The 21,761-nt window shown below is 68.5% G+C and carries 22 protein-coding genes; 9 read left to right on the top strand and 13 right to left on the bottom strand.

The features are described 5' to 3' along the window. Nucleotides 1–119: 119 nt before the first annotated feature. Nucleotides 120–1,064, bottom strand: coding sequence for a diacylglycerol/lipid kinase family protein (locus QSK26_RS07000; RefSeq protein ID WP_285774141.1), 945 nt, complete (start codon nucleotides 1,062–1,064; stop codon nucleotides 120–122). Nucleotides 1,065–1,189: 125 nt separating this feature from the next. On the opposite strand from QSK26_RS07000, the gene QSK26_RS06995 reads away from it, so the two are divergent. Further along, complete coding sequence (locus QSK26_RS06995; protein WP_285774140.1) at nucleotides 1,190–1,570, top strand: hypothetical protein; 381 nt, start codon at nucleotides 1,190–1,192, stop codon at nucleotides 1,568–1,570. A 39-nt stretch (nucleotides 1,571–1,609) separates the two neighbouring features. Here the strand turns inward: QSK26_RS06995 and QSK26_RS06990 are convergent, their stop codons facing one another. The 3 genes from QSK26_RS06990 to sodN all read right to left on the bottom strand — a co-directional run bounded on the left by QSK26_RS06990 (nucleotide 1,610) and on the right by sodN (nucleotide 3,382). Beyond that, entirely contained in the window at nucleotides 1,610–2,389 is a 780-nt protein-coding gene (locus QSK26_RS06990; RefSeq protein WP_285774139.1) for an RNA polymerase sigma factor SigF, read from the bottom strand. Nucleotides 2,390–2,406: 17 nt separating this feature from the next. After that, complete coding sequence (locus QSK26_RS06985; RefSeq protein WP_285774138.1) at nucleotides 2,407–2,832, bottom strand: ATP-binding protein; 426 nt, start codon at nucleotides 2,830–2,832, stop codon at nucleotides 2,407–2,409. 148 nt (nucleotides 2,833–2,980) lie between these two features. Further along, nucleotides 2,981–3,382: a superoxide dismutase, Ni gene (gene sodN, locus QSK26_RS06980; RefSeq protein ID WP_285774137.1), complete on the bottom strand. Its 402-nt coding sequence runs from the start codon at nucleotides 3,380–3,382 to the stop codon at nucleotides 2,981–2,983. Nucleotides 3,383–3,472: 90 nt separating this feature from the next. Between sodN and QSK26_RS06975 the strand changes: the two genes are divergently transcribed. After that, a complete protein-coding gene (locus tag QSK26_RS06975; RefSeq protein ID WP_285774136.1) occupies nucleotides 3,473–3,796 on the top strand; it encodes a S24 family peptidase in 324 nt (107 codons plus the stop codon). On the opposite strand, the gene QSK26_RS06970 is transcribed toward QSK26_RS06975, so the two are convergent. From QSK26_RS06970 to QSK26_RS06955, 4 genes are all read right to left on the bottom strand, one after another. After that, nucleotides 3,793–4,332, bottom strand: a complete 540-nt coding sequence (locus QSK26_RS06970) for a CGNR zinc finger domain-containing protein (protein ID WP_285774135.1) — start codon at nucleotides 4,330–4,332, stop codon at nucleotides 3,793–3,795. The two genes, QSK26_RS06975 and QSK26_RS06970, sit on opposite strands and share 4 nt — an antisense overlap. A 78-nt stretch (nucleotides 4,333–4,410) precedes the next feature. Beyond that, nucleotides 4,411–5,157, bottom strand: coding sequence for an amino acid ABC transporter ATP-binding protein (locus tag QSK26_RS06965; protein ID WP_285774134.1), 747 nt, complete (start codon nucleotides 5,155–5,157; stop codon nucleotides 4,411–4,413). After that, complete coding sequence (locus tag QSK26_RS06960) at nucleotides 5,154–5,993, bottom strand: amino acid ABC transporter permease (protein ID WP_285774133.1); 840 nt, start codon at nucleotides 5,991–5,993, stop codon at nucleotides 5,154–5,156. Before QSK26_RS06960 ends, QSK26_RS06965 begins: the two co-directional genes overlap by 4 nt. 4 nt (nucleotides 5,994–5,997) lie before the next feature. After that, on the bottom strand, nucleotides 5,998–6,864 hold the full coding sequence (locus QSK26_RS06955) for an ABC transporter substrate-binding protein (protein ID WP_285774132.1): 867 nt from the start codon (nucleotides 6,862–6,864) through the stop codon (nucleotides 5,998–6,000). A 286-nt stretch (nucleotides 6,865–7,150) separates the two neighbouring features. Between QSK26_RS06955 and QSK26_RS06950 the strand changes: the two genes are divergently transcribed. Both QSK26_RS06950 and QSK26_RS06945 read left to right on the top strand, forming a co-directional pair. Further along, nucleotides 7,151–8,341 (top strand): NAD(P)-dependent malic enzyme, encoded by a 1,191-nt coding sequence (locus tag QSK26_RS06950; RefSeq protein ID WP_285774131.1) that lies wholly within the window; start codon nucleotides 7,151–7,153, stop codon nucleotides 8,339–8,341. A 235-nt stretch (nucleotides 8,342–8,576) separates the two neighbouring features. After that, nucleotides 8,577–9,941, top strand: coding sequence for an NsdA family TPR-like regulatory protein (locus QSK26_RS06945; protein WP_285774130.1), 1,365 nt, complete (start codon nucleotides 8,577–8,579; stop codon nucleotides 9,939–9,941). 61 nt (nucleotides 9,942–10,002) lie between these two features. Here the strand turns inward: QSK26_RS06945 and QSK26_RS06940 are convergent, their stop codons facing one another. The 4 genes from QSK26_RS06940 to QSK26_RS06925 all read right to left on the bottom strand — a co-directional run bounded on the left by QSK26_RS06940 (nucleotide 10,003) and on the right by QSK26_RS06925 (nucleotide 16,897). Next, nucleotides 10,003–11,610, bottom strand: coding sequence for a trypsin-like serine peptidase (locus QSK26_RS06940; RefSeq protein ID WP_285774129.1), 1,608 nt, complete (start codon nucleotides 11,608–11,610; stop codon nucleotides 10,003–10,005). Nucleotides 11,611–11,890: 280 nt separating this feature from the next. Next, entirely contained in the window at nucleotides 11,891–13,492 is a 1,602-nt protein-coding gene (locus tag QSK26_RS06935) for a trypsin-like serine peptidase (protein ID WP_285774128.1), read from the bottom strand. A 412-nt stretch (nucleotides 13,493–13,904) separates the two neighbouring features. Beyond that, nucleotides 13,905–15,050: a trypsin-like serine peptidase gene (locus QSK26_RS06930; RefSeq protein ID WP_285774127.1), complete on the bottom strand. Its 1,146-nt coding sequence runs from the start codon at nucleotides 15,048–15,050 to the stop codon at nucleotides 13,905–13,907. 278 nt (nucleotides 15,051–15,328) lie between these two features. Continuing rightward, nucleotides 15,329–16,897: a trypsin-like serine peptidase gene (locus QSK26_RS06925; protein ID WP_285774126.1), complete on the bottom strand. Its 1,569-nt coding sequence runs from the start codon at nucleotides 16,895–16,897 to the stop codon at nucleotides 15,329–15,331. Nucleotides 16,898–17,229: 332 nt separating this feature from the next. Here QSK26_RS06925 and QSK26_RS06920 point away from each other — a divergent pair, with 332 nt between their 5' ends. Together QSK26_RS06920 and QSK26_RS06915 are read left to right on the top strand one after the other, a co-directional pair. Next, nucleotides 17,230–17,715 (top strand): SSI family serine proteinase inhibitor, encoded by a 486-nt coding sequence (locus QSK26_RS06920; RefSeq protein WP_285774125.1) that lies wholly within the window; start codon nucleotides 17,230–17,232, stop codon nucleotides 17,713–17,715. Between the two features lie 119 nt (nucleotides 17,716–17,834). Then, nucleotides 17,835–18,893 carry a DUF2293 domain-containing protein gene (locus QSK26_RS06915; protein ID WP_285774124.1) on the top strand — a complete coding sequence of 353 codons (1,059 nt, stop codon included), beginning with the start codon at nucleotides 17,835–17,837 and terminating at the stop codon, nucleotides 18,891–18,893. Nucleotides 18,894–18,912: 19 nt separating this feature from the next. On the opposite strand, the gene QSK26_RS06910 is transcribed toward QSK26_RS06915, so the two are convergent. Continuing rightward, nucleotides 18,913–19,374 (bottom strand): MarR family winged helix-turn-helix transcriptional regulator, encoded by a 462-nt coding sequence (locus tag QSK26_RS06910; RefSeq protein WP_285774123.1) that lies wholly within the window; start codon nucleotides 19,372–19,374, stop codon nucleotides 18,913–18,915. Between the two features lie 142 nt (nucleotides 19,375–19,516). Between QSK26_RS06910 and QSK26_RS06905 the strand changes: the two genes are divergently transcribed. The 3 genes from QSK26_RS06905 (at nucleotide 19,517) to QSK26_RS06895 (ending at nucleotide 21,719) form a co-directional block, all read left to right on the top strand. Then, nucleotides 19,517–20,488: an ATP-binding cassette domain-containing protein gene (locus QSK26_RS06905; protein ID WP_285774122.1), complete on the top strand. Its 972-nt coding sequence runs from the start codon at nucleotides 19,517–19,519 to the stop codon at nucleotides 20,486–20,488. Beyond that, nucleotides 20,485–21,240 carry an ABC transporter permease gene (locus QSK26_RS06900; RefSeq protein ID WP_285774121.1) on the top strand — a complete coding sequence of 252 codons (756 nt, stop codon included), beginning with the start codon at nucleotides 20,485–20,487 and terminating at the stop codon, nucleotides 21,238–21,240. The genes QSK26_RS06905 and QSK26_RS06900 overlap by 4 nt, the downstream gene beginning before the upstream one ends. A gap of 74 nt (nucleotides 21,241–21,314) precedes the next feature. After that, the gene (locus tag QSK26_RS06895) at nucleotides 21,315–21,719 is read left to right on the top strand and encodes a RidA family protein (RefSeq protein ID WP_285774120.1); all 405 of its coding nucleotides are present in this window, start codon (nucleotides 21,315–21,317) and stop codon (nucleotides 21,717–21,719) included. Nucleotides 21,720–21,761: the final 42 nt, after the last annotated feature.

The raw sequence follows: 21,761 nt of genomic DNA, 5'->3' as shown, positions 1-21,761 counted from the left end.
CCTACGTTCCGACGTCAGTCTGAGATTGTCAGCCACTCTTCGTGCACGCAAGGGGTTTGAGGCGAAGTTTTGGGTGATATGGATGTCGGATGCGTCACACTATGACCGATTGTAACGGGCTAGACCAAAACTTGTAACGCGTTGGGGATAGACCGGAACGTCACGCGTTCGCGTTCGCCCAGGTAGTCGCCGTCGAGCTGGAACGCGATCGGGCGGGACGCCGTCACCGTGATTTCCGGCTCGTCGTGCAGTTGCACCAGGTGGCGGCCACGTGGCAGGGCGTCCGTCTCGCCGAGCATCTGGCCGATCGTCCACAACAGCGTGTGCAGCCGCAGCTTACGCAGGGCGAGCAGATCGAGCCCGGTCTCGAAGCTCGCCCACGGCGTCGGGTGCACCGCGCGGTTGCCAAGGTAGGACCAGGGTGTGGTATTGGAGACGATCGCCAGGTGGACGCCGCGGGCCCGGGGGATGCCCGGACCGGTGACGGTTATCGCCGGGTGACGGCGGTCGGTCATGAAGTAGTGGCGCACCGCGGTGGCGACGTACCGGGTGGGGGTGGCGCGGAACCCGGCGCCGCGCAGCCCTTCGACGGCCCGGATGACCTCGGCGTCATACCCCAGACCCGAGCAGAAGGTGAAATATCGGCTTTCGTCGTCCCAGAGGGCTTGGCCCAGGCCGACGATCCGCCGCCGGCCCTCCCACAGCGCCTCCAGCACCGCGCCCGTGGCCTCCACCGGATCGTTCGGCAGGCCCAGCGCGCGGGCGAACACGTTGGCGCTGCCGCCGGGGATCACCACCAGCTTCGGCCGGTCGGCGGCCCCGGCGCCGTTGGCCGGGTCGAGCAGGCCGTTCACCGTCTCGTTGATGGTGCCGTCGCCGCCGAGCACGGCGACGATGTCGAACCCCTTGGCGTGAGCCGTACCGGCCAGGGCGGCGGCGTGGCCCCGGTAGGCGGTCTCCTCCACCGACAGGTCGACGGCCGCCCCCAGTGCGCGGATCAGCACATCCCGCGTCCGGCGATTGGTCGTCGTCGCCTTGGGGTTGACCAAGAGCATGGCGCGCATGCCGCCAGCGTATCCGCCCGCCCTCAGAGCGTTTCCCGGGATTTCCACCTTCGCCCCGATGGAGCGGCCGAGGGGCCGGGCGGGGGGATGGGCGAGTAGGCTCAGCAGGTGTGTCGAGTCGTCCGATGACCTTGCTGATCGCCGCGGCCGTGATGGCGGTGGAAGGCGTCACCGCCCTCGTGCTGGGCGGTTATGTCGGCGTGGAGACCGTGGTGGGGGCCCCGGAGGTGCTGAGCACCTCGATCGCGGTGGCGGTCTTCGGGCTCGCGGTCGGCGCGGGCCTGCTCTGGGTCGCCTGGGGCCTGTTCACCGAGGAGCGCTGGAGCAGGGCTCCCAGCGTGGTGACGCAGATCATCCTGGTTCCGGTGGCGGTCACCCTCATCGACTCCGGCCGTCTCGACCTGGGCATCCCGCTCGTGGTGATCGCCCTGGCCGCCCTGGTCGCGCTGCTCGCGCCGCGGACCACGCACGCGCTCTACGGTGACGACGCCGAGCATCCGTCCTGACAGTCTCCCCGGCCGCCCAGGTCATGGGCGGCCGGTCGGTCAGTCGTCGGCGGTGAGGCCCTCGCGCAGCTGGGCGAGGGTCCGGGCCAGCAGTCGCGAGACGTGCATCTGCGAGATGCCCAGCTCGGTGGCGATCTGTGACTGGGTCATGTTGCCGAAGAAACGCAGCAGCAGGATGCGCTTCTCCCGCGGCGGCAGCCGCTCCAGCAGCGGCTTGAGCGACTCGCGGTATTCGACCCCCTCAAGGGAGTCGTCCACGATGCCCAGCGAGTCGGCCACCGCGGGGGCGTCGTCGTCGCCGGAGTCGGGGGCGTCGAGGGAGACGGTGGAGTAGGCGTTGGCCGACTCCAGACCCTCCAGCACCTCCTCCTCGGTCATCTGGAGGTGGCCGGCCAGCTCGGCGACCGTCGGCGCCCGGCCCTCACGCTGGGACAGCTCGCTGATCGCCTTGGTCAGGGAGAGCTTGAGCTCCTGGAGGCGGCGCGGCACCCGGACCGCCCAGCCCTTGTCGCGGAAGTGCCGCTTGATCTCGCCGACGATGGTCGGGGTGGCGTACGTGGAGAACTCCACCCCGCGCTCCAGGTCGAACCGGTCGATCGACTTGATCAGGCCGATCGTGGCCACCTGGGTCAGGTCGTCGAGCCACTCGCCGCGGTTGCGGAAGCGGCGGGCGAGGTATTCGACCAGCGGCAGGTGCAACTCCACCAGCTCGTCGCGGATGCGCTGGCGGCGCGGGTCGTCGGGAGCCAACTCCGCCAGTTCCGCGAAGAGCGTGCGCGCGCGCACCCTGTCGGGCACCGCCTCGTCGCCGGCGGCCATGGCACGAGTCCTTTCCGTCACAGCGGCCTCGCCACGCCTCGGCGCTTGCGCAGCACGATCGCCATACGGTCGGAGGAGTCGGTCACCGCGTCGACGTCGTCGGCCAGGGCGGTGAGCACCATCCACGCGAAGTCGTCACGCTTGGGAGCGGTGCTCCCCACCGTGCTGACCTCGACTCTCACCTGCATCTCCTGCCCCGACAGCTCGAACTCGGCCACCAGGTCGGTACCCGGCACGGCCTGGCCCAGCAACATGGCGCACGCCTCGTCCACGGCGATGCGCAGGTCCTCGATCTCGTCGAGGGTGAAGTCCAGCCGCGCGGCCAACCCGGCGGTAGCCGTACGCAGGACGGACAGGTAGGCGCTCGCGGCGGGCAGCCTTATGCTGACCACGTCGCGGATGCCGTTGACACCGTCCGCTCGCGTCTCGGTTTCCTCGGTCACGTTCCTCCCTCACGCCTCAGCGCATATTGCCGCTGACTTGCAACCTACAGCCCCGGAGGGCCAGATGTCGGGTTGAGACTCGCGATCATGAAAAAATGGTCAGGCCCCGTGTGCGCAGATCGACACACGGGGCCTGTGAGAGCCGCGATCAGGCGGCCTTCGTCTCCCAGAAGATCTTGGAGATCTCGTCGATCTTGCCCAGCAGCTCCTCGGCCTTCGCCGCGTCCACGGTGCCCTTGGCGCCCGCCGCGCCGGCGAGCTTGGTGGCCTCCCAGAAGAGCTGGTGCAACTGCGGGTACTGCTCAAGGTGCGGAGGCTTGAAGTAGTCGGTCCACAGCACCCACAGGTGGTGCTTGACCAGCTCGGCCCGCTCTTCCTTGATCTGGATCGCCCGAGCACGGAAGACGGGGTCCTCGTTGGCCGCGTACTTCTCGATGATGGCCTTCACGGACTCGGCCTCGATGCGGGCCTGCGCCGGGTCGTAGACCCCGCACGGCAGGTCGCAATGGGCGGACGCCACGTGCTTGGGCCGCAACAGTCGTGCGAGCATCGGAAATCCTTCCTTGATGCTGAATACAGCATGGTCCGCTTACTGACCTTACTCGTCCTGAATCACCGTGTGGGAGGGGGCCCGCCTGTCATGAGAGTCCGTGTCGAGGGCGATTCGATGTTGCCGGGGCTGGCGCCGGGCGACTGGCTGCTGGTACGGCGCGGCGTCCCGATCCGTCCCGGGGACGTGGTCGTCGCCCGGCTGCCCGGCGACGAGTCCAGGCTCATCGTCAAACGGGCGGCCATGATGACCTCGGACGGGTGGTGGCTGGAGAGCGACAACCAGCGCGCCCCCGGCCGCAGGGACAGCTGGGACTTCGGCGCCCTGCCCCCCGGGCTCCTCGTGGGCCGCGTGGTGCTGCGCTACTGGCCCCTCGCCCGCAGGCCCCCCGCGCGCGGGAAGGGGCCGGCCTAGGCGACGGGGGCGACGTTGCGCCTGCGGGCGCGGTAGGCCGCGACGTTGGCCCGGCTGGCGCAGCGGTCGGAGCAGTAGCGGCGCGACCGGTTGGAGGAGGTGTCCAGGTAGGCCCGCCGGCAGGGAGCCGCCTGGCACAGGCCGAGCCGGTGCACGCCCAGCTCGGTCACCAGCGTCGCGAGGCCCATCACCGCGCCCACCGCGTACTGGTCGGCGAGCCTGCCCGCCTCGGTGAGGTGCAGGTGCCAGGGGTTGCCGTCGTGACCGGAGATCTGCGGGCGGACCGGGTGGCGGACCAGCAGCGCGTTGAGCCGCTCCACGGCGGCGCGCTCGTCGCCGGCGGCCGCGGACTCGAAGACCTCGGCCAGCTCGCCGCGAAGCTCGCGCAGGGCCTCCAGATCGGCTCTGGTGGCCCGGCAGGGCTCGGCGGGACGGCCGGCCGCCGACAGCAGCGCGGCGACGCCGTCGGGGCTTTCCAGCCGGTCGGGGCCGTTGATGAGCAGCACCGCCAGCTCGGCGTAAGAGATGAGATCCACGGACGCCCTCGGTAAGAGACGACTCCCTGACCGAGTATTACACGGGGGCGCCGCGCCCTGCGCCCCCCGGTGCAATCGTCAGCTGACCTGGTCGGGGTTGAGCACCCGGCTGAGGAACGCGCGGGTGCGCTCGTGGCGGGGGTCCCCGATGACCTGCTTCGGCGGCCCGTCCTCGACGATGACGCCGCCGTCCATGAAGACCACCCGGTCGGCCACCTCGCGGGCGAAGCCCATCTCGTGGGTCACCACGAGCATGGTCATGCCCTCCTGGGCCAGCGTGCGCATGACCTTCAGCACGTCGCCGACCAGCTCGGGGTCCAGCGCGGAGGTGGGCTCGTCGAAGAGCATCAGCGACGGGCTCATCGCCAGCGCCCGCGCGATGGCCACCCGCTGCTGCTGGCCGCCGGAGAGCTGGGCGGGATAGGAGTCGGCCTTCTCGGCGAGGCCCACCCGCTCCAGGTTCTCCCTGGCGACGCGCTCGGCCTCGGACCGGTTCCGCTTCAGCACCCGCTCCTGCGCGATCGTGACGTTGCGCAGCACGGTCAGGTGCGGGAAGAGGTTGAACTGCTGGAACACCATGCCGAGCCGGCGCCGGGCGGCGTCGATGTCCACGTCCGGATGGGTCAGCTCGATCCCGTCCACGAAGACCTGGCCCGAGGTGGGCTGCTCCAGCAGGTTCACGCAGCGCAGCAGGGTGGACTTGCCCGAGCCGGACGGCCCGATCACGCACACGACCTGCCCGGAGGCGACCTTGAAGTCGATGCCCTTGAGCACCTCCAGCTTGCCGAAGTACTTGTGCAGGTTCCTGATCTCGACCGTGCTCATCGGTGGGCCCCCTTCCTTGCCTCAAGCCGTCTGGCCACGTACCCGAGGGGGATGGTGATGATGAGGTAGGTCAGTCCGGACACCAGGATCGGCGTCGGGTTGGCGAACGTCGACGCCTGGTCGTTGCCGAACTTCGCCAGCTCCACCTGCGCGGCCGTGACCCCGAGGAACAGCACCAGCGAGGAGTCCTTGAACAGCAGGACCAGCTCGTTGGTCAGCGGCGGGATCACGATCCTGATGGCCTGCGGGATGACGATCGACACCATCGCCCGCATGTACGGCATGCCGAGCGAGCGCGCCGCCTCCATCTGGCCCTTGGGCACGGCCTGCAACCCGGCCCGGAACGTCTCGGCCATGTAGGCGGCCGAGACCAGGCCGAGGCCCAGCGCCGCCTTGCCGTACACGTCGCCGGGGAGGGTGAGTTCGGGGAAGGCCAGCGGCAGGCCGCTGCCGATCATCAGGAAGATCAGCAGGGCCGGCAGCCCGCGGAAGACCTCCACGTAGGCCGCGGAGATCCACCGGTAGGGCGCCACCGACGACTGCCGCATGAGCGCCAGCACCAGCCCGAGCGCGAAGCCCAGGACGAAGCCGGAGAGCGTGTAGATGACGGTGTTCCGCAACGCCACGGTGAACAGCGCGGGCATGCCCTCGCCGGCCACCGTGAAGTTGAAGAACGACTTGCTGATCTCGCGCCAGTCGGCGAGCAGCGCGATCACCGCGATGACGACGACGAGGATCGCGTACTGCACGCCGCGGCTGAGCTGCTGCCGCCTGCGCGGGCTGAGTCCGCCCGGCGGCGCGGCCGTCAGGGTAGGGGACGAGGATGGTTCGCTCATGGGGTCACGATGCCGCGGGCGCCTGAGTGGGTTCCGTGCCGAACCACTTCTTGTAGATGGTGTTGTAGGTGCCGTCCGACTTGGCGGTCTCGATCGCCTCGTCGACGACCTTCTTCAGGGCGGTGTTGCCCTTCTTCATGCCGATGCCGTACTGCTCGCCGGTGTCCAGGCTGGCCGCGACCTCGTACTGCGAGCCGATGTCGGGCTTCTTCAGCCAGGTGAGCACGACCGGCAGGTCCTGGACGATCACGTCCGCCTGGCCGGTCTGCAGGCCGAGCAGCTCCTTGGGGGAGTCGGCGAACTGGATCGGGTCGAGGCCCTTGTCGGTGACGTACTGCAGGCCGGTGGTGGACGCCTGGGCGCCGATCTTGAGGTTCTTGGCCTTGACGTCCTCCAGCGAGGTGATCCCGCTGCCCTTCTTGGCCATCAGCGCCTGGGTGGCGTCGAAGTAGGGGATGGAGAAGTCGATGTTCTGCTGGCGCTCGGGGGTGATCGTCATGCCCGCCGCGGCCAGGTCGCACTGCCCGGCGTTGAGCGCCGCGCCGCTCTTGATGACGGCGAAGTCGATGTCCACGATCTCCTGGGTCACGCCGAGCTTCTTGGCCGCCAGGTCCACCATGTCCACGTCGAAGCCGACGACCTTGCCGTTCTGGTTGAACTGGAAGGGCTCGTACGGCACGTTCGTGCAAACGGTGAGCTTGCCGGCCTTGACGAGCTTCACGCCGCCGGGCGCGGTCGCCGTCGCGGACGTGGCACCCTCGTCGGAGGACCCGCAGGCGGCGAGCACAAGGGCCGAGAGGGCGGCGACGGCGCCGACCGCGGCCCGGCGCCGCGAGCTGCTCGACAGAAGGTTCCTACACCCAAAAGCCACTGCGGGCCTCCTCAAGTGATTTAACCGATATCCATGCTTTACAGGCAGTTTAGAGGGCGAATCGCCAGCCCCCCCACCCGCGTGTTAACGGACCGTCAACGATCGGGAGTCGGTAGTGACACCGGTCAGGCGGCCGTGTGGCACAATCGAGCAACGGGCGACCCCCGTGCCCGAGCCCCAAGAGACGACCGCCAGCACTGAGCGGGCCGGCTGCTACCGAAGCCGCAGCTCCCAGCCGTGCGGCGTCTACCCAAGGAAGCCGTTCATCTCATCAACAGGGGTCGCTGTGGCAGTCACGCCATCCACCGTTCCGCTAGAAGAGCTCGACAAGGACCCGGCCTTCGCGCTGCACCGGGGCGGCAAGCTGGAGGTCCGCTCCGCCGTCTCCGTGCGCGACGCCGACGACCTCTCCCTGGCATACACGCCCGGCGTGGCCAGGGTCTGCACCGCCATCGCCGACACGCCGGAGCTCGCCCAGGAGTACACCTGGGTGTCCAGGGTCGTGGCCGTCGTCACCGACGGCACCGCCGTCCTCGGCCTCGGCGACATCGGCCCCTCGGCCGCCATGCCCGTGATGGAGGGCAAGGCCCTGCTGTTCAAGGACTTCGCCGGGGTCGACGCGGTGCCGATCTGCCTCGACTGTACCGACGTGGACGAACTGGTCGAGACCGTCGTCCGGCTCGCACCGTCGTTCGGCGGGATCAACCTGGAGGACATCAGCGCGCCCCGCTGCTTCGAGGTGGAGGACCGGCTGCGCGAGCGGCTGGACATCCCCGTCTTCCACGACGACCAGCACGGCACCGCGATCGTGGTGCTCGCCGCCCTGCGCAACGCCGCGCGGCTCACCGGCCGCCCGCTGGGCGAGCTGCGGGCCGTCGTCGCGGGCGCGGGCGCCTCGGGTGTGGCGGTGACCCGCATCCTGCTCAACGCCGGCATCGGGGACATCGCGGTCTCCGACTCCAAGGGCCTCATCCACGCCGGCAGGGAGGACCTCAACGCGGTGAAGCGGGCGCTGGCCGCCGACACCAACCGGGCCGGGTTCACCGGCTCCACGGAGGAGGCGCTGGCCGGCGCCGACGTGTTCATCGGCCTGTCCGGCTCCACCCTGACCGAGCACGCGCTGGCCTCGATGGCGGCCGACGCGATCGTCTTCGCGCTGTCCAACCCGACGCCCGAGGTGCACCCCGAGGACGCGCGCAGGCACGCCAGGGTGGTCGCCACCGGCCGCTCCGACTTCCCCAACCAGATCAACAACGTGCTGGCCTTCCCCGGCGTCTTCCGCGGCGCCCTCGACGTGCGGGCGAGGACCATCACCGAGAACATGAAGGTCGCCGCGGCGGACGCGCTGGCCGGCGTCGTCGGCGACCGGCTGGCCGAGGACTTCGTGATCCCCAGCCCGTTCGACGAGCGGGTCGTCCCCGCCGTCGTCGCCGCGGTGGCCGCGCAGGCCAGGGCGGACGGCGTGGCCAGGATCTGACCCGGCCGGCGTCACCGAGCGCCCTCCGCCCGTCCGGGTGGGGGGCGCTTCGCGTCGCCTACCCATTCCGCGCCTGATCTTTACTCCCTTTTGGGGAAAACCTCAAAGCCGACTACGCTGCGTGCTATAACAAAAGCTCTCCGTTGCCGTACCCGGGCATTGGGTGCGACACGGGGTGGAGTGGGGCGGGCGCCCAACCCGGCGCGCGGCCCACATCGGCGGGGGGAGGAGAAGGATGCAACGCGAGCCCAACCGGCTGCTACAGGAACTGATCGCGGAGTCGGGTTTTTCCCACAAGGGTCTGGCCCGACGGCTCAACGATCTCGGCGTGGCAAGGGGCCTGGCCGGGCTGAAGTACGACCACAGCTCGGTGCTGCGATGGATCGGCGGCCAGCGGCCCCGTGACCCGGTGCCCGGGCTGCTGGCCGAGATCTTCGCCCTGCGGCTCGGCCGGCCGGTCAGCTCCGAGGACGTCGGCATGCCCGCTGTCTGCATCTCTCTCGATCTGGGACAGGAGTTTTCGCATACCTGGCAGGAGGGGGTGACGACCGTGACAGCCTTGTGGCGAGCGGACATGGAGAGACGAAGGTTCCTCCTCGACTCCACGTTCGCTCTGGGAGCCGGGTCGGCGGGAGCCGTGCGCTGGCTGACCCTGCCGGCCGAGGGCCGGCCGACCGGCACCGGCTCGCGCAACGTGGGGCAGGCCGACATCGCGGCGATCCGCGAGGTGACCCGGTCCTTCGGCGAGCTCGACAACCGCTTCGGCGGCGGGCGGGTCAGGCCCGCCGTCGTGAAGTACCTCGACACCGCGGTCACGCCGCTGCTCCGCGACGGCGTGTACGGCGAGGCCACCGGCCGCCGGCTGGCGTCCGCCACCGCCGAGCTGACCAGGCTCGCCGGCTGGATGGCCTACGACCTGGAGCAGCACGGGCTCGCCCAGCGCTACCTCATCCAGGCGCTCAGGCTCGCCCGCGGCGCCGGAGACCACGGCCTGGGCGGTGAGATCCTCGCCGGCATGAGCCACCAGGCCGCCTACATCGGCCAGCCCGCCCACGCGCTGGACCTCGCCAGGGCGGCCCAGCTCGCCGCCCGCCGCTCCGGCATCCACTCCCTGATGGCCGAGGCCCACGTCCTGGAGGGCCACGCCCTGGCCCTGCTCGGGCAGCGCACCGCGTGCGTCAAGGCGCTGCACGAGGCCGAGGTGGCCTTCGAGGGCCGTTCGCCGGACGACGAGCCCGACTGGATCGCCTACTTCGACGAGGCTTACCTGTCCGCGAAGTTCGCCCACTGCTTCCGCGACCTCGGCGACGGCCCGCAGACCGTGCGGCACGCGAGGCGGTCGCTGGACATGGACCCCCGCTACGTCCGGGGCAAGATGTTCAACCTCTCACTGCTCGCGGCCGGCCTGGTGCGGTCCGGTGAGCTGGAGGAGGCGTGCGTCGTGGCGGGCAGCGCGCTGGACACCGCGGGCGGCATCAACTCCGCCCGCACCCAGACCTACGTCACCGATCTCCGCAAACGCTTCGAGCCCTTCTCCGCCGCCCCGGCCGTCCGCAGCCTCACCGAGCGCAGCCGCGAGCTGGCCGGCAGCCGAGCCTGAGCCCGGAAACGAAAAGCGGGACCCGGCACAGGCCGGGCCCCGCTTCGCAGGGAAGTCCCTACTACTTGAGAAGCTCGCCGTTCGGGCCGACGATCTTCACGCTCTGCACAGCCTGGGCCTTGTTGTACACGGCCAGGGTCTCACCGTCGAAGTACGGCGAGCTGATGTAGTCGATCCGGTCGTTGCCGTCCTGGTCGTGGAACACGCTGGTCACGCCGTTGATGTAACCGATGCGCTTGTTGTTGTCGTACTTCGTGACCCACGGGCCACCGTCGGCGCCACCGGTCATCGAGCACTTCAGCGCGACGTGGTTGGCGACCTTGTAGGCGTCGGCCCGGAAGGTCTGGGCACTGGTCTTGCCCGCGCACCACTTCGGCGTGAGGCCGGTGAAGGGCTTGTTGCCGTCGGGGTGGGCGTCCGCCGGGTAGCCGAAGGCGTACACGCTCTGCGCCACCGGCTGGTTCCAGGCGAGACCCTGGACGCCGGCGACGTCACCGAGCCGGCCCAGGTCCTTGGCGATGCCGACGTAGTACGCGTCGGCGAAGTACAGCTCCTTGACGGTGCTCTTGACCCACTTCTTGGTGAAGTACTGGGTCTTGAACCACGCGGTCTCGTTGCCGTTCTTGTCCTTGGTGGCCTCAAGCTTGCCAAGGAACTTGCCGTCCGCCTTCTGGGCCAGGAGAGACTTGTACTCTTCCTGGCTGATCGGCAGCTTGGTGGTCTTCGTCAGGAACTTGCTGTTGTTGTCGAACCCACCCGGAGCGGCGTTGAAGGTCGCCTCGGTGACCTCGACCGCCGCGACCTTGACGCCCTTGTACCCGTCGTCCTTGAGGTACTCGTCGAACTTCTGCTGGGCGTCGGCCGGCTTGGCCACGGTGGCGATCTCGGGGTCGGAGAGCTTCTTCCAGAACGGTCCCTCGGGGCCGTACTTGTCGACGCCGGCGTTGTAGTCGTCGGCGCTGACCGGCTTGCTCTCGACCCACTTGTCGCCCGCCCACGCCGTGTAGGCGCTCTTGACGACTTCCTTCTTGTCGGTCATCTGCACGCCGTTGTAGACGGCGACGAACGCGTAGTCGCGGTCGAAGTCTTCGTAGTTGTCGAAGTCGTAGTGGGTGACGGCGGTCTGGCCCACGTAGATGCCGAGAGGAGCCTTGCCCTGGAAGTAACCGGGGACGAAGACCCAGTTCTTCATGACGTCGCTGTTGCCGTCGACGTCGTAGACGCAGTGACCGGCGGTGGCCACCAGGTTGGCGTAACGCGACTGCACGGCGCTGGCCGAGCAGTAGCGGTACTCGCCCTTGCTGGTGATGAAGAACACCTTGCCGATGGTCCTCGGCAGGTTGATGTTCTTGACCACGCCGGTCGGCTTGGTGCTGCCGCCGGGGGCGACGCTGCCGGCCTTGCCGTCGGAGGTGTCGCCGCTGCCGCGGACCGCCTTGGTCACGTCCTTGGCGTCCCAGTTGTACTCGGACGCCTTCTTCAGGGCGGCACCGTTGGCGTCGAGCCAGAACTTGGCTACGGCGTAGGCGTCGGGCTTCTTGCCGGTCAGGGCGTCAGTGGCCCAGTCCGGGGCGGCCGAGGCGCTGCCCACGAACGAGGTGCCGATCATGCCGCCCGTGACCAGGGCGCCGACCAGGGGGAGGGCCAAGCGCTTTGCTCGGGTGTTCAAAGGGGGGACTCCTTGCGCTGTCGCGGACGCATCTTGCGTCCCACGCGTCAGAAAAGGGATGTCAAGGACGATATCGAGGGCTGAGTCCGCCCGGAAGGTATTCGGTCGATGAAGATCTACTGTTACCCGATCGTGACATCGAGTCAGTAAACCTGCCGTCTACCTGCGGCGACCCTGCAAAAGCCTGGAGAAAGCACAAGGCCCAGTCGAACCGACTGGGCCTTGCGTTGACGCTGGTCGAGCTCAGAGGTTTGGACCCTCGTCGCTCAGGGGTTGAACCTTACTTGAGGATCTCGCCCTTGGGGCCGACGATCTTGCCGGACCAGGTGTTGGCGGCCTTGGCGTAGATGGAGTAGGTCTCGCCGTCGAAGTAAGCCGACGAGATGTAGTCCACGCGACCGTTCTGGTCCTGGTCGCCGAACAGGCTGGTCACACCGTTGACGTAGCCGAGACGCTTGGTGTTGCTGTACTTGACGAGCCACGGGCCACCGTCGGCGCCCCCGGTCATCGCGCACTTGATCGCAACGTGCTCCTCGACCTTGTAAGCGGCCGCGGTGTAGACCTTGCCACTCGGCTTGGCGCTGTAGCACCACTTCGGCGTGGTCCCGGTGTAAGGCTTGTTGCCGTCCGCGTGGGGCGCGGCGGGGTAGCCGAACACGAAGGTCGCCTGGCCGGTCTTCTGGTTCCAGGAGAAGCCCTGGGCGCCAACGTTGCTGGCCAGCGTGCCCCGGTCCTTGACGAACTGGATCACGTAGCTGTCGACGAAGTACAGCTCCTTGACGGTGCTCTTGACCCACTTCTTGGTGAAGTACTGGGTCTTGAACCACGCGGTCTCGTTGCCGTTCTTGTCCTTGGTGGCCTCGAGCTTGCCAAGGAACTTGCCGTCCGCCTTCTGGGCCAGGAGAGACTTGTACTCCTCCTGGCTGATCGGCAGCTTGGCGGTCTTCGTCAGGAACTTGCTGTTGTTGTCGAACCCGCCCGGAGCGGCGTTGTAGGCAGCCTCGGTGACCTCGACGGCCGCGACCTTGACGCCCTTGTACCCGTCTTCCTTGAGGTACTCGTTGAACTTCTGGGCGGCGTCAGCCGGCTGGGCGACGGTCTCGTTGACCGGGTCGGCGAGCTTCTTCCAGAACGGACCCTCGGGGCCGTACTTGTCGATGCCGGCCGCGTACTCCTCCGCGGTGATCTCCTTGGAGGAGGTGTACTTGTCGCCCTTGTAGCCGTCGTACTCGGACTTGGTGACCTGCTTCTCGCTGTCCAGCGAGATGCCGTTGTACACCGTGACGAACGCGTAGTCGCGGTCGTAGTCCTCGTAGTTGTCGAAGTCGTAGTGGGTGAAGGCCTGCTTACCCACGTACACGCCCCACGGAGCGTTGCCCTGGTAGTAACCCGGGACGAACACCCAGTTCTTCAGGACGTTACCGTTGCCGGCGGTGTCGTAGACACAGTGACCGGCGGTGGCCACCAGGTTGTTGTACTTCGACTGGATCGAAGTAGCGGAGCACCAGTTGAGCTCACCCTTGGTGTTGGTGAAGAACACCTTGCCGATGGTCTTCGGCAGGTTGATGTTCTTCACAACCGAGGTGGTGGGCTTGACCGAGCCGGGCAGGGTGGTCGAACCAGCCTTGCCGTCGGGGTTGTAGCCGCCACCGGACACCAGCTTGGTGACTTCCTTGGCGTCGTACTGGAACTCCTTCGCCTTCTTCAGCGCGGCGCCGTTGGCGTCGAGCCAGAACTTGGCGACCGAGTAAGCCGGCGCAGAGGAGCTGGCGAGCGGGTCGGTGGCGATGTCGTCAGCCGCCTGAGCGGTGCCGGCCAGACCAGCGGCGAGCAGACCGGTGGCGAGAACGGCGCCACTGGCCGGGAGGAGGATGCGCTTCACGAGGTAACTCCTTGCGCTGATGTGGAACGCCTCTTGCGTCCCATGCGTCAGTAAAGGGATAGCCAGAAACATACAGGGCCGATCTTGGGTGCAGTAGCCGCTTCGAGCGGGAAGATCCGCTTCTGTGTGGCCGTTACCCTTCTGTGATGTTTAGGTCGGCGATGCGGCTGAGGTGGCCCGATCTGCGATCAAGGCTGTTTGTGCAGATCACCCAGACCGTGAGATTTCTGTGACCGATGGGACGTAAGTGGGCAATCACGGTGCGTAGCGGGTCGTATGTGGCCTAGATCACACTAAATCGATGGCACCGAATCGGCCCGGCCCACGTCTAACGCGCGCACACAGCAGAGGGGCCCCGGCGATCCGCCGAGGCCCCTCTGCTTGCAGTTTGTGACAAACCCACTCAAACCGGTCAGTTGATCGCGATGCTCTGTGCCCGGTTGTAGATCGCCTGGGTAATCGTATTGAAGTAGGGCGACGAGATCTCGTCGTTCTTGCCGCCCTTGCGGTTCCAGCTCAGGCTGTTGATGCCGTCGAGGAAGCCGAGGCCGGTGCCGGCGTTGTAGACGACCAGCCAGGGGCCGCCGCTGGCGCCCGCGGTGAAGTCGCACTCCTTGATGGAGATGCCCTGCTCCAGTTGGTAGGTCGGCGAGACCACCTTCTTGGTGGTGCCCGAGCACCACTTGAGGGAGTGGCCGTCGTAGGGCCTGCTGCCGTCGGGCTGGGCGCCGGCCGGGTAGCCGAAGGCGGTGGCCGCCACCGTCGTCCCCCGGCCCGCTGTGATGCCCTGACCGCCCACGTTGTCCTGGAGGTACCCCACCGACACCCGGCGGTAGGTCAGTTGCCCCTTGGCGTCCTTCTGGGCCTGCCACTTGAAGCCCTTGTTGACCGTGATGAACGCGTAGTCGTAGTCGTAGTCGCCCTTGCCCGCGTAGTCGAGGTGCAGGGAGAGCGTGTGGCCCACGTAGATGCCGTCGGGCTGCTGGCCCGGCCGGTAGTTGGGGACGAAGATCCAGTATTCGACCGGCTTGCCGGACCGCACGTCGAACGCGCAGTGCCCGGCGGTGGCCACCAGGCTGCGGTTCTGGGCCCGCACCGCCGAGGCCGAGCACCAGTACTCCTTGGCGCCGATCCGGAAGAAGACCTTCCCTATCGTCCGCGGCGTGGTGGAGACCGGCAGGGCCTTCGCCGGGGGCGCCGGCTGGACCGTCCAGGGCGCAGGGAGGCCCGGGGCGGTGGCGCTCTCCGTGGTGCTGGGGGCGGCGGCCGCGGTCGGCGACGCCTTCGCGGCGGCGGTGACCGCCGTGCTGCCGACCTCGGCGCGCGCCGGGGCGACCGGCTTGGGGTCCGCCGTCTTGGGGGTGGAGTTGTCGGCCTTGGAGAGCCGGTCGGGACGCCAGTACTCCTCCACCTTCGCCACGTCCGCGCCGGTTCTCGCCATGGGCACGGACATGACCTCGGCCGTGATCTTGCGCGACGGCTCCGCCGCCGCGGACATCCCCGAGAACGCGGACATAATGATCACACTCGCGGCGGTCAAACCGCCGAGTGCGCTCATGATCCGCGGAATACGGGGGGACATCGAGCCTGGCCTTTCAGAGTTCAGAGTGGCGACGGAAGATGATTTTTCCAGATCCACTTGGTTCGCCGTAGCTTGCGGGCACGATCTGGTTCTGGTCCGTTACCTGATCAAGTTTGCCCTGCGTGATATAAGGGCCGCGTCAACAGGTCCTTCGCGTCGCGAAAACCCGGGAAAACTCGGGTAAGCGCGCGCGGAGAGCGAACGAGGGGACCCGGTGTCAACCGAGCCCCCTGGTACGTTCACCTGCCGTTACCTCAGCTTCCGAGCTTGCCGGTCCAGAGGTTCGCCGCGTACTTGTAGATGCCGTAGGTCTCGCCGTCGAAGTACGGTGTGGTGATCCGGTCGTAGCGCCGGTTACCGTCCGTGTCAAGGGTGAGACTCACCACACCGTTGATGTAACCGGTCCGCTTGGCGTTCTTGTACTGCAGCAGCAGCGGGCCGCCGCTGGCTCCCGGAGTGAAGGCGCACTTCAGCGCCACCTGCTCCTGGACCTTGTACGACGACACGGCCGGCGCCGGGTACATCTTGTTGTAGCACCACTTCATGGTCTGCCCGGAGTAGGGCTTGTTACCGTCCAGGTGTGGTGCGGTCGGGTAACCGAAGGCGTAGGCCTTCTGGTAGAGCTTCTGGTTCCACGCGAAGCCCTGCTCGGCCACGTTGTCGCCGAGGCGCCCGGCGTCGGTGAAGGTCTTCACGTAGTAGTGGCTGCGGAAGTACAGCTCCTTCACCGTGGTCTTGACCCACTTCTTCACGAAGTACTGGGTCTTGAACCAGGCGATCTCGTTGCCGTTCTTGTCCTTGTCGGCTTCGAGCTTGCCGAGGAACTTGCCGTCGCCCTTCTGGACGAGGAGCGACTTGTACTCCTCCTGGCTGATCGGCAGCTTGACGGTCTTGCGCTCGTACTGGGCGTTGTTCTCGAGGCCCTTGGGCGCCTTGGCGTAGGTCGCCTCGGTGACCTCGACGGCGGCCAGCTTGACGCCGTTGCGACCGTCCTTGATGTAGTCCTCAAGGTACTTCTCGGCGTCGGCGGGCTTGCCGACGGTCTCGACCGTGGGGTCGGACAGCCGCTTCCAGTACGGGCCGTTGACGCCGTACTTGTCGACGCCCTCCTCGTACTCCTTCTGGGAGATCGCCTTGTCGACGGTGTACTTGAAGCCCTTGTGCTTCTCGTACTCCGACTTGACGACCTCCTTCTCGCCCGTCTGCTTGATCCCGTTGTAGACGTTGACGAAGGCGTAGTCCTTGTCGTAGTCCTCGTAGACGTCGAAGTCGTAGTGCGTGTGCACCTTGGCGCCGACGTAGATCCCCCAGGGAGCCTTGCCCTGGTAGTAGCCGGGGATGAACACGAAGTTCTGCACCGGCTTGTTCTTGTCGGTGTCGTAGACGCAGTGCCCGGCAGTGGCGACCAGGTTGTGGTACTTCGACTGGATCGCGGAACCGGAGCACCAGTACGGCTTGCCGTCGACCTCGAAGAAGACCTTGCCGACCGTGGTGGGCAGGTTCACGTTCTTCGACTTGCCGGCCGTGCGGCTGGTCTGGCCCGACGGGGCGATGGAACCGGCCTTGCCGTCGGCCGCGGCCTTGGTGGCGGAGGACTTGAGGCGGCCTGCGGCGGTCGAGTCTTCGAGGTAGCTCTTGGCGGACTGGAGCTTCTTGGCGTTCCAGTTGCCGGCGATCGCCTTGGCGTCGGTGGAGGCGGCCAGCGTGGCGCTCTTCCGGTCCGGCGCCGCCTGCGCCGTCGCGGACATCGAGACGCCGACGACGGTGGACGCGAGGAGCGCGCCGCCGACCGGCAGGATCAGGCGCTTGGCTCGGGTGTTCAATCTGACTCCTTCTCGGAGAGTCGTACGGCGGGGCCGGCGATGAGGGGTGCTGCGGCCCGTACATCCGTACGCACTTTGGTCACAAGGATCACAAAGGCGATCCATGACCTCGTAAAGAGACAAGTCGAGACCGTACTCGGCTGATCATGCTCGAAGCACCTTGAATCGGTACAAACGGAAAGACCGTTATCTCTTCGTTATCTGATCAGTGGAACCGAAATGGTGATCTTGCCGTCTGATTTTGACTCAATCCCGGGGCGTCGCTCCGGCCCTGGATCGATCCGGTACGGGACGCTGGGCGGGACCTGACGTCAAGCGAACACGGGGGATTGATGCGACGTCTTACGCAGCTGGCCGTCCTCGGCTCGGCTCTGATCATCGGCATGACCATGGCCACCGCCTCGGCCCAGGCGACCGCCGCCGGGCCTGAGACCCGCACCGTGGCCGCGGATCCGTTCCCGCCCGTCGACTGGCTGGGGGGTGACGACTGGGACTTCCACCCGAGGCCCGGTTACCGCGTGCTGGAGCTCACGACCCGGGACAGCTTCAACGGCAGGTGGCGGGAGCGTTCCGTCACCCTGTGGTGCAACCCGGCACGACCCGGGCACCCGTACCGCTGGGCCGCCTGCAACGAGGTCAGCGGTGTCGGCGGGAACCCCGGCTTCCTCACGCCGCAGCCGGCCGCCTGCCCGAGGATCTACGCGCCCGTCAACGCGAGGGCGCAGGGCACCTGGAACGGGCGCACCATCCGCTTCCAGCAGACCTTCGGCAACCGCTGCCTGCTGAACGCCGCCACCGGCGCCGTCTTCCGGTTCTAGTCCGCCGCCGATCCGCGGAACCCCGCGGATCCCGAGGGGCCCGGGCGATCCTGCCCGGGCCCCTCCGGCGTTCCCGGACCCGGGCGCCGGCGCCGGTCCGATACGGCAAGCTGTGGGGAATGAGCCGGTCCAACCTGGCGCGCAGGGTCGCGGACGCGGCCGAGGTAGCGCTCACCCACCGCAAGTACGTCACCTTCATCGATGTGGCGACCGGCCTGCGCTGGCTCCGCTCCCGGCATGTGGACGAGTGGCGCCAAGGTCGCGCCCCCGCCCTGGAGCAACTGGCCGCCGTCGACGCCGAGCGCCTCGTCACCGCCGCCGACCTGCTGAAACGGTGGGCGGAGGAGAAGGGCCTGCGCCCGGTCGAGACGCCTTACCTGTCCGGCACCCGGGACCGCAGGGAACTGCGCTTCACGGCGGCCGGCGGCGACGCGGCCGAACGCGCGTTCCGCGTGCACTGGATCTCGCCCGACCTGAGCGAGGCCAGGGTCCAGAAGCTGACCGAACGCCAGCTGAAGGCGCCCGACCTGGTGGCGGTCGCCCCGGTCGAGCCGTGGACCTGCGTGAGCTGCCGCGGCACCGGCCCGTACCTCATCATGGAGGCCGACCGCCCGCACTGCCTCACCTGCGCCGACCTCGACCACCTGGTCTTCCTCCCCGCGGGCGACGCCGCGCTGAGCCGCCGGGCCAAGAAGGAGAGCGGTCTGTCCGCGCTGGTCGTCGCCTACAACCGGCGCCGCAAGGTCTACCAGCGTCAGGGCATCCTGGTGGAGGAGGCCGCGCTGGCCCGCGCCGAGGAGCGGTGCTTCGCCGACGAGGAGGTACGGCAGCGCCGTCGCGAGCGCGACCGGGAACGCCGGGCCGACCAGGACGTGGAGTTCCAGGCCCGGATGGCCGCCGAGATCCTGCGGCTCTTCCCCTCCTGCCCGCCGGACCGCGCAGAGTCGATCGCCGGTCACGCCGCCCTGCGCGGCAGCGGCCGGGTCGGCCGAACGGCCGCCGCCCGCGCCCTGGACGAGAACGCCATCACCCTCGCGGTCGTCGCCTCCATCCGCCACCTGGACACCGACTACGACGACCTGCTCATGTCCGGCGTGCCGAGGATGGCGGCCAGGGATCGGATCCGGGCCAGGCTGGACGCCAAGCTCACCGAGTTCCGCACGTCCCTGGGCGGGTAGCCCCGCCCGGGTCACCGGGTCAGGCGAGCCAGGTCTCGTCGTCGGTGGCGTGCGCGAGCAGCCGCTGGAGGAGGCGGCGGAGGAGCTCGATCTCGCGCGAGGTCAGGCCGCTGAGGAAGTCGGCCTCCATCCACTCCACCGGCTCGCGCAGCCTGACCAGCAACCGCCGGGTCTCCGGGGTGAGGGCGAGCCTGCGGGTGCGGCCCGAGGCGCCGGGACCCCGCATGAGGCGGCCCGCGCGCTCCAGCTCCGCGACCATCTCGTGCAGCGACTGGCGGCTGACGCCGAGCTGGCGGGCCAGCTCGGAGGTGGTCAGCTCCGGCTCCAAAGCCAGTTGGGCGAGCACGCCGTACTGGCGGATGGTGAGGCCGTGCGGTCGCAGCTCCTCCTCCGCGTGGCGGGCGGCGAGGGTGTGCGCGTAGGCCAGGAGGTAAGGAATCGGCGGCTTCGGGGGACGTCGCTCGGATAAATCGTCAGGCACCCTGACATTTTACCGTCATTCTAACCTAGGCTTTTCGAACTCCCGCCGGGCGAGAACCACGGCGGGCAATCCCACCCTGGTCACGCGGCGATTCGCGCTGCCCCGAAGCGGGCTTCGTGCTGCCCGAAAACGGAGGAAAAGAATGATTCACACCCGTGGACTGGCCCGGCGTTTCCGGGTCAGGAAAGAGGTCGTCGAAGCCGTTCGCGGACTCGACATCGATGTCGGAGAAGGAGAACTCGTGGCCTTTCTCGGGCCGAACGGCGCGGGAAAGTCGACCAGCCTGCGGATGCTCACGACGCTGCTCCCGCCCACCGCGGGGACGGCCGTCGTGGCGGGCTGCGACGTGGTGGCCGACCCGGCGGGGACCCGGCGGCGGATCGGCTACATCGGCCAGGGCCACGGCGCGGGGGAGCAGTTCGTGGTGCGGGACGAGCTGATCACCCAGGGCCGCTGCTACGGGATGAGCGGTGCCGAGTCGCGGACGCGGGCGGCGGAGCTCCTCGACTCGCTCGACCTGGCGGAACAGGCCGGCCGTACGGCGGGCACGCTCTCCGGCGGGCAGCGGCGGCGGCTGGACATCGCCCTCGGCCTGGTGCACCGGCCGAGACTGCTCTTCCTGGACGAGCCCTCGACCGGCCTGGACCCGCAGAACCGCGCCAACCTCTGGCGGCACATTCTGCGCCTGCGCGCGGAGTCCGGCACCACGATCTTCCTCACCACGCACTACCTGGAGGAGGCCGACTCGATGGCCGAGCGGGTCATGGTGATCGACCACGGCAGGGTCATCGCCGACGACACCCCGCAGCAGCTCAAGGCCGACCTGGCCGGCGACGTCATCACCCTCACCACCGGCACCGGTCCCGAAGCCGCGCGGGCCGGCGGGGTCGCGGAACGCTTCGCGTCCGGCCCGGCGGTGACCGTGGAGGGGACGACCGTGCGGGCGCGGGTACGGCAGGGCGACGCCGTACTGCCCGAGTTGCTGCGCACGCTGGACGGCGAGGGGGTCAAGGCGCTGACCGCCGACCTGCGCCGGCCCACCCTCGACGACGTGTTCCTCAACCTCACCGGGCGCAGCCTGCGCGAGGGCGACGCCGAAGGAGCCGCGGCATGAACCTCGTCACCGCCACCGGGATCGTCTTCGCCCGGCAGGTCCGCCCCGAACTGCGCAGTCCCCTGGGACTCGTGCTCACCATGATGGAGCCGCTGGTCTTCCTGGTCTTCTTCGGCCCGCTGCTGGCCGGCCTCCCCGGCGTCGGGGCGGGGTCGCCGTGGCAGTGGTTCGTCCCCGGGATCCTGGTGATGCTGGCGCTGTTCGGCGCGTCCGGCGCGGGCTACACGATGATCACGGAACTCGCCACCGGGTCGTTCGAGCGGATGATGGTCACGCCGCTGAACCGGGCGGCGATCATGATCGGTCACACGATGAAGCACATCCTGATCCTTCTCGCCCAGGCGGCGCTGATCGTGCTGGTCGTCATGCCCTTCGGCTTCCGGCTCCACCCGGCCGGCGTAGCGGCCGGCCTGCTCCTCCTGGTCACGCTCGGCGTCGGGCTCGGTTCCCTGTCCCTCGCCCTGGCGATCGCCGCCCGGCGGCAGCCGGCGCTCTTCTGGAGCGTCCAGCAGTTCGCGCTCTTCCCGTTGCTGCTGCTGTCCGGCGTGCTGCTCCCGATGGAGAACGCGCCCTCCTGGCTGGCCGTCGCCGCCCAGTTCAACCCGCTCCGTTACGTCGTCGAGGCCACCAGGAGCCTCTTCGCCGGCGACCTCCTCCACCCGTCCGTCCCGCCCGGCCTGCTCGCCGCCGCCGCGATCGCCGCGCTCGGCGTCGTCCTCGGCACCCTCGCCATGCGCCGCGCGTCGTTGTGAGGCGATAACCGGATGACCCGGCGGGGCGGCGTGGACCACACTCATGCACCGTCCCCACGGAAGGAGAGGATCTGATGGTTCGTCACGTCGTCGTGCCGGGTCTGTTCCCCCCGCCGGGCTACGCGCACGCCGCGGTGGTGGAGGCGGGCGACCGGCTGGCCTTCATGGCGGGAGCCGTACCCCTCGACCCCGCCGGTCACCTCGTCGGCCCCGGCGACGCGGAGGAACAGACCCGCCGGGTGTTGGCCAACCTCGCCGAGGCCCTGGCCGAGGTCGGCAGCGACCTGGGCAGGGTCCTCGCCAGCACGGTGTACGTGGTGTCCGCCGACCCGGCCGACCTGAGCCGCGTCTGGCAGGTCGTCCGCGACTCCGCCCTCTCCTGGGGCCCGCACACCTCCACCCTGCTGGGCGTCTCCTGTCTGGGCTACCCCGGCCAGCTCGTGGAGATCACCGCGGTCGCGTCGGTTCCCCGGGACTGAGTCGCTCCCCGGGACTGGGCCGGTTCCCCGGACTGATGGGTC

It is taken from the genome of Microtetraspora sp. NBRC 13810 (genome assembly GCF_030268685.1).
GTDB lineage: Bacteria > Actinomycetota > Actinomycetes > Streptosporangiales > Streptosporangiaceae > BSRQ01.
Note: the sequence above shows the minus strand (reverse complement) of the source record. Positions and strands in the feature narration are given on the sequence as shown.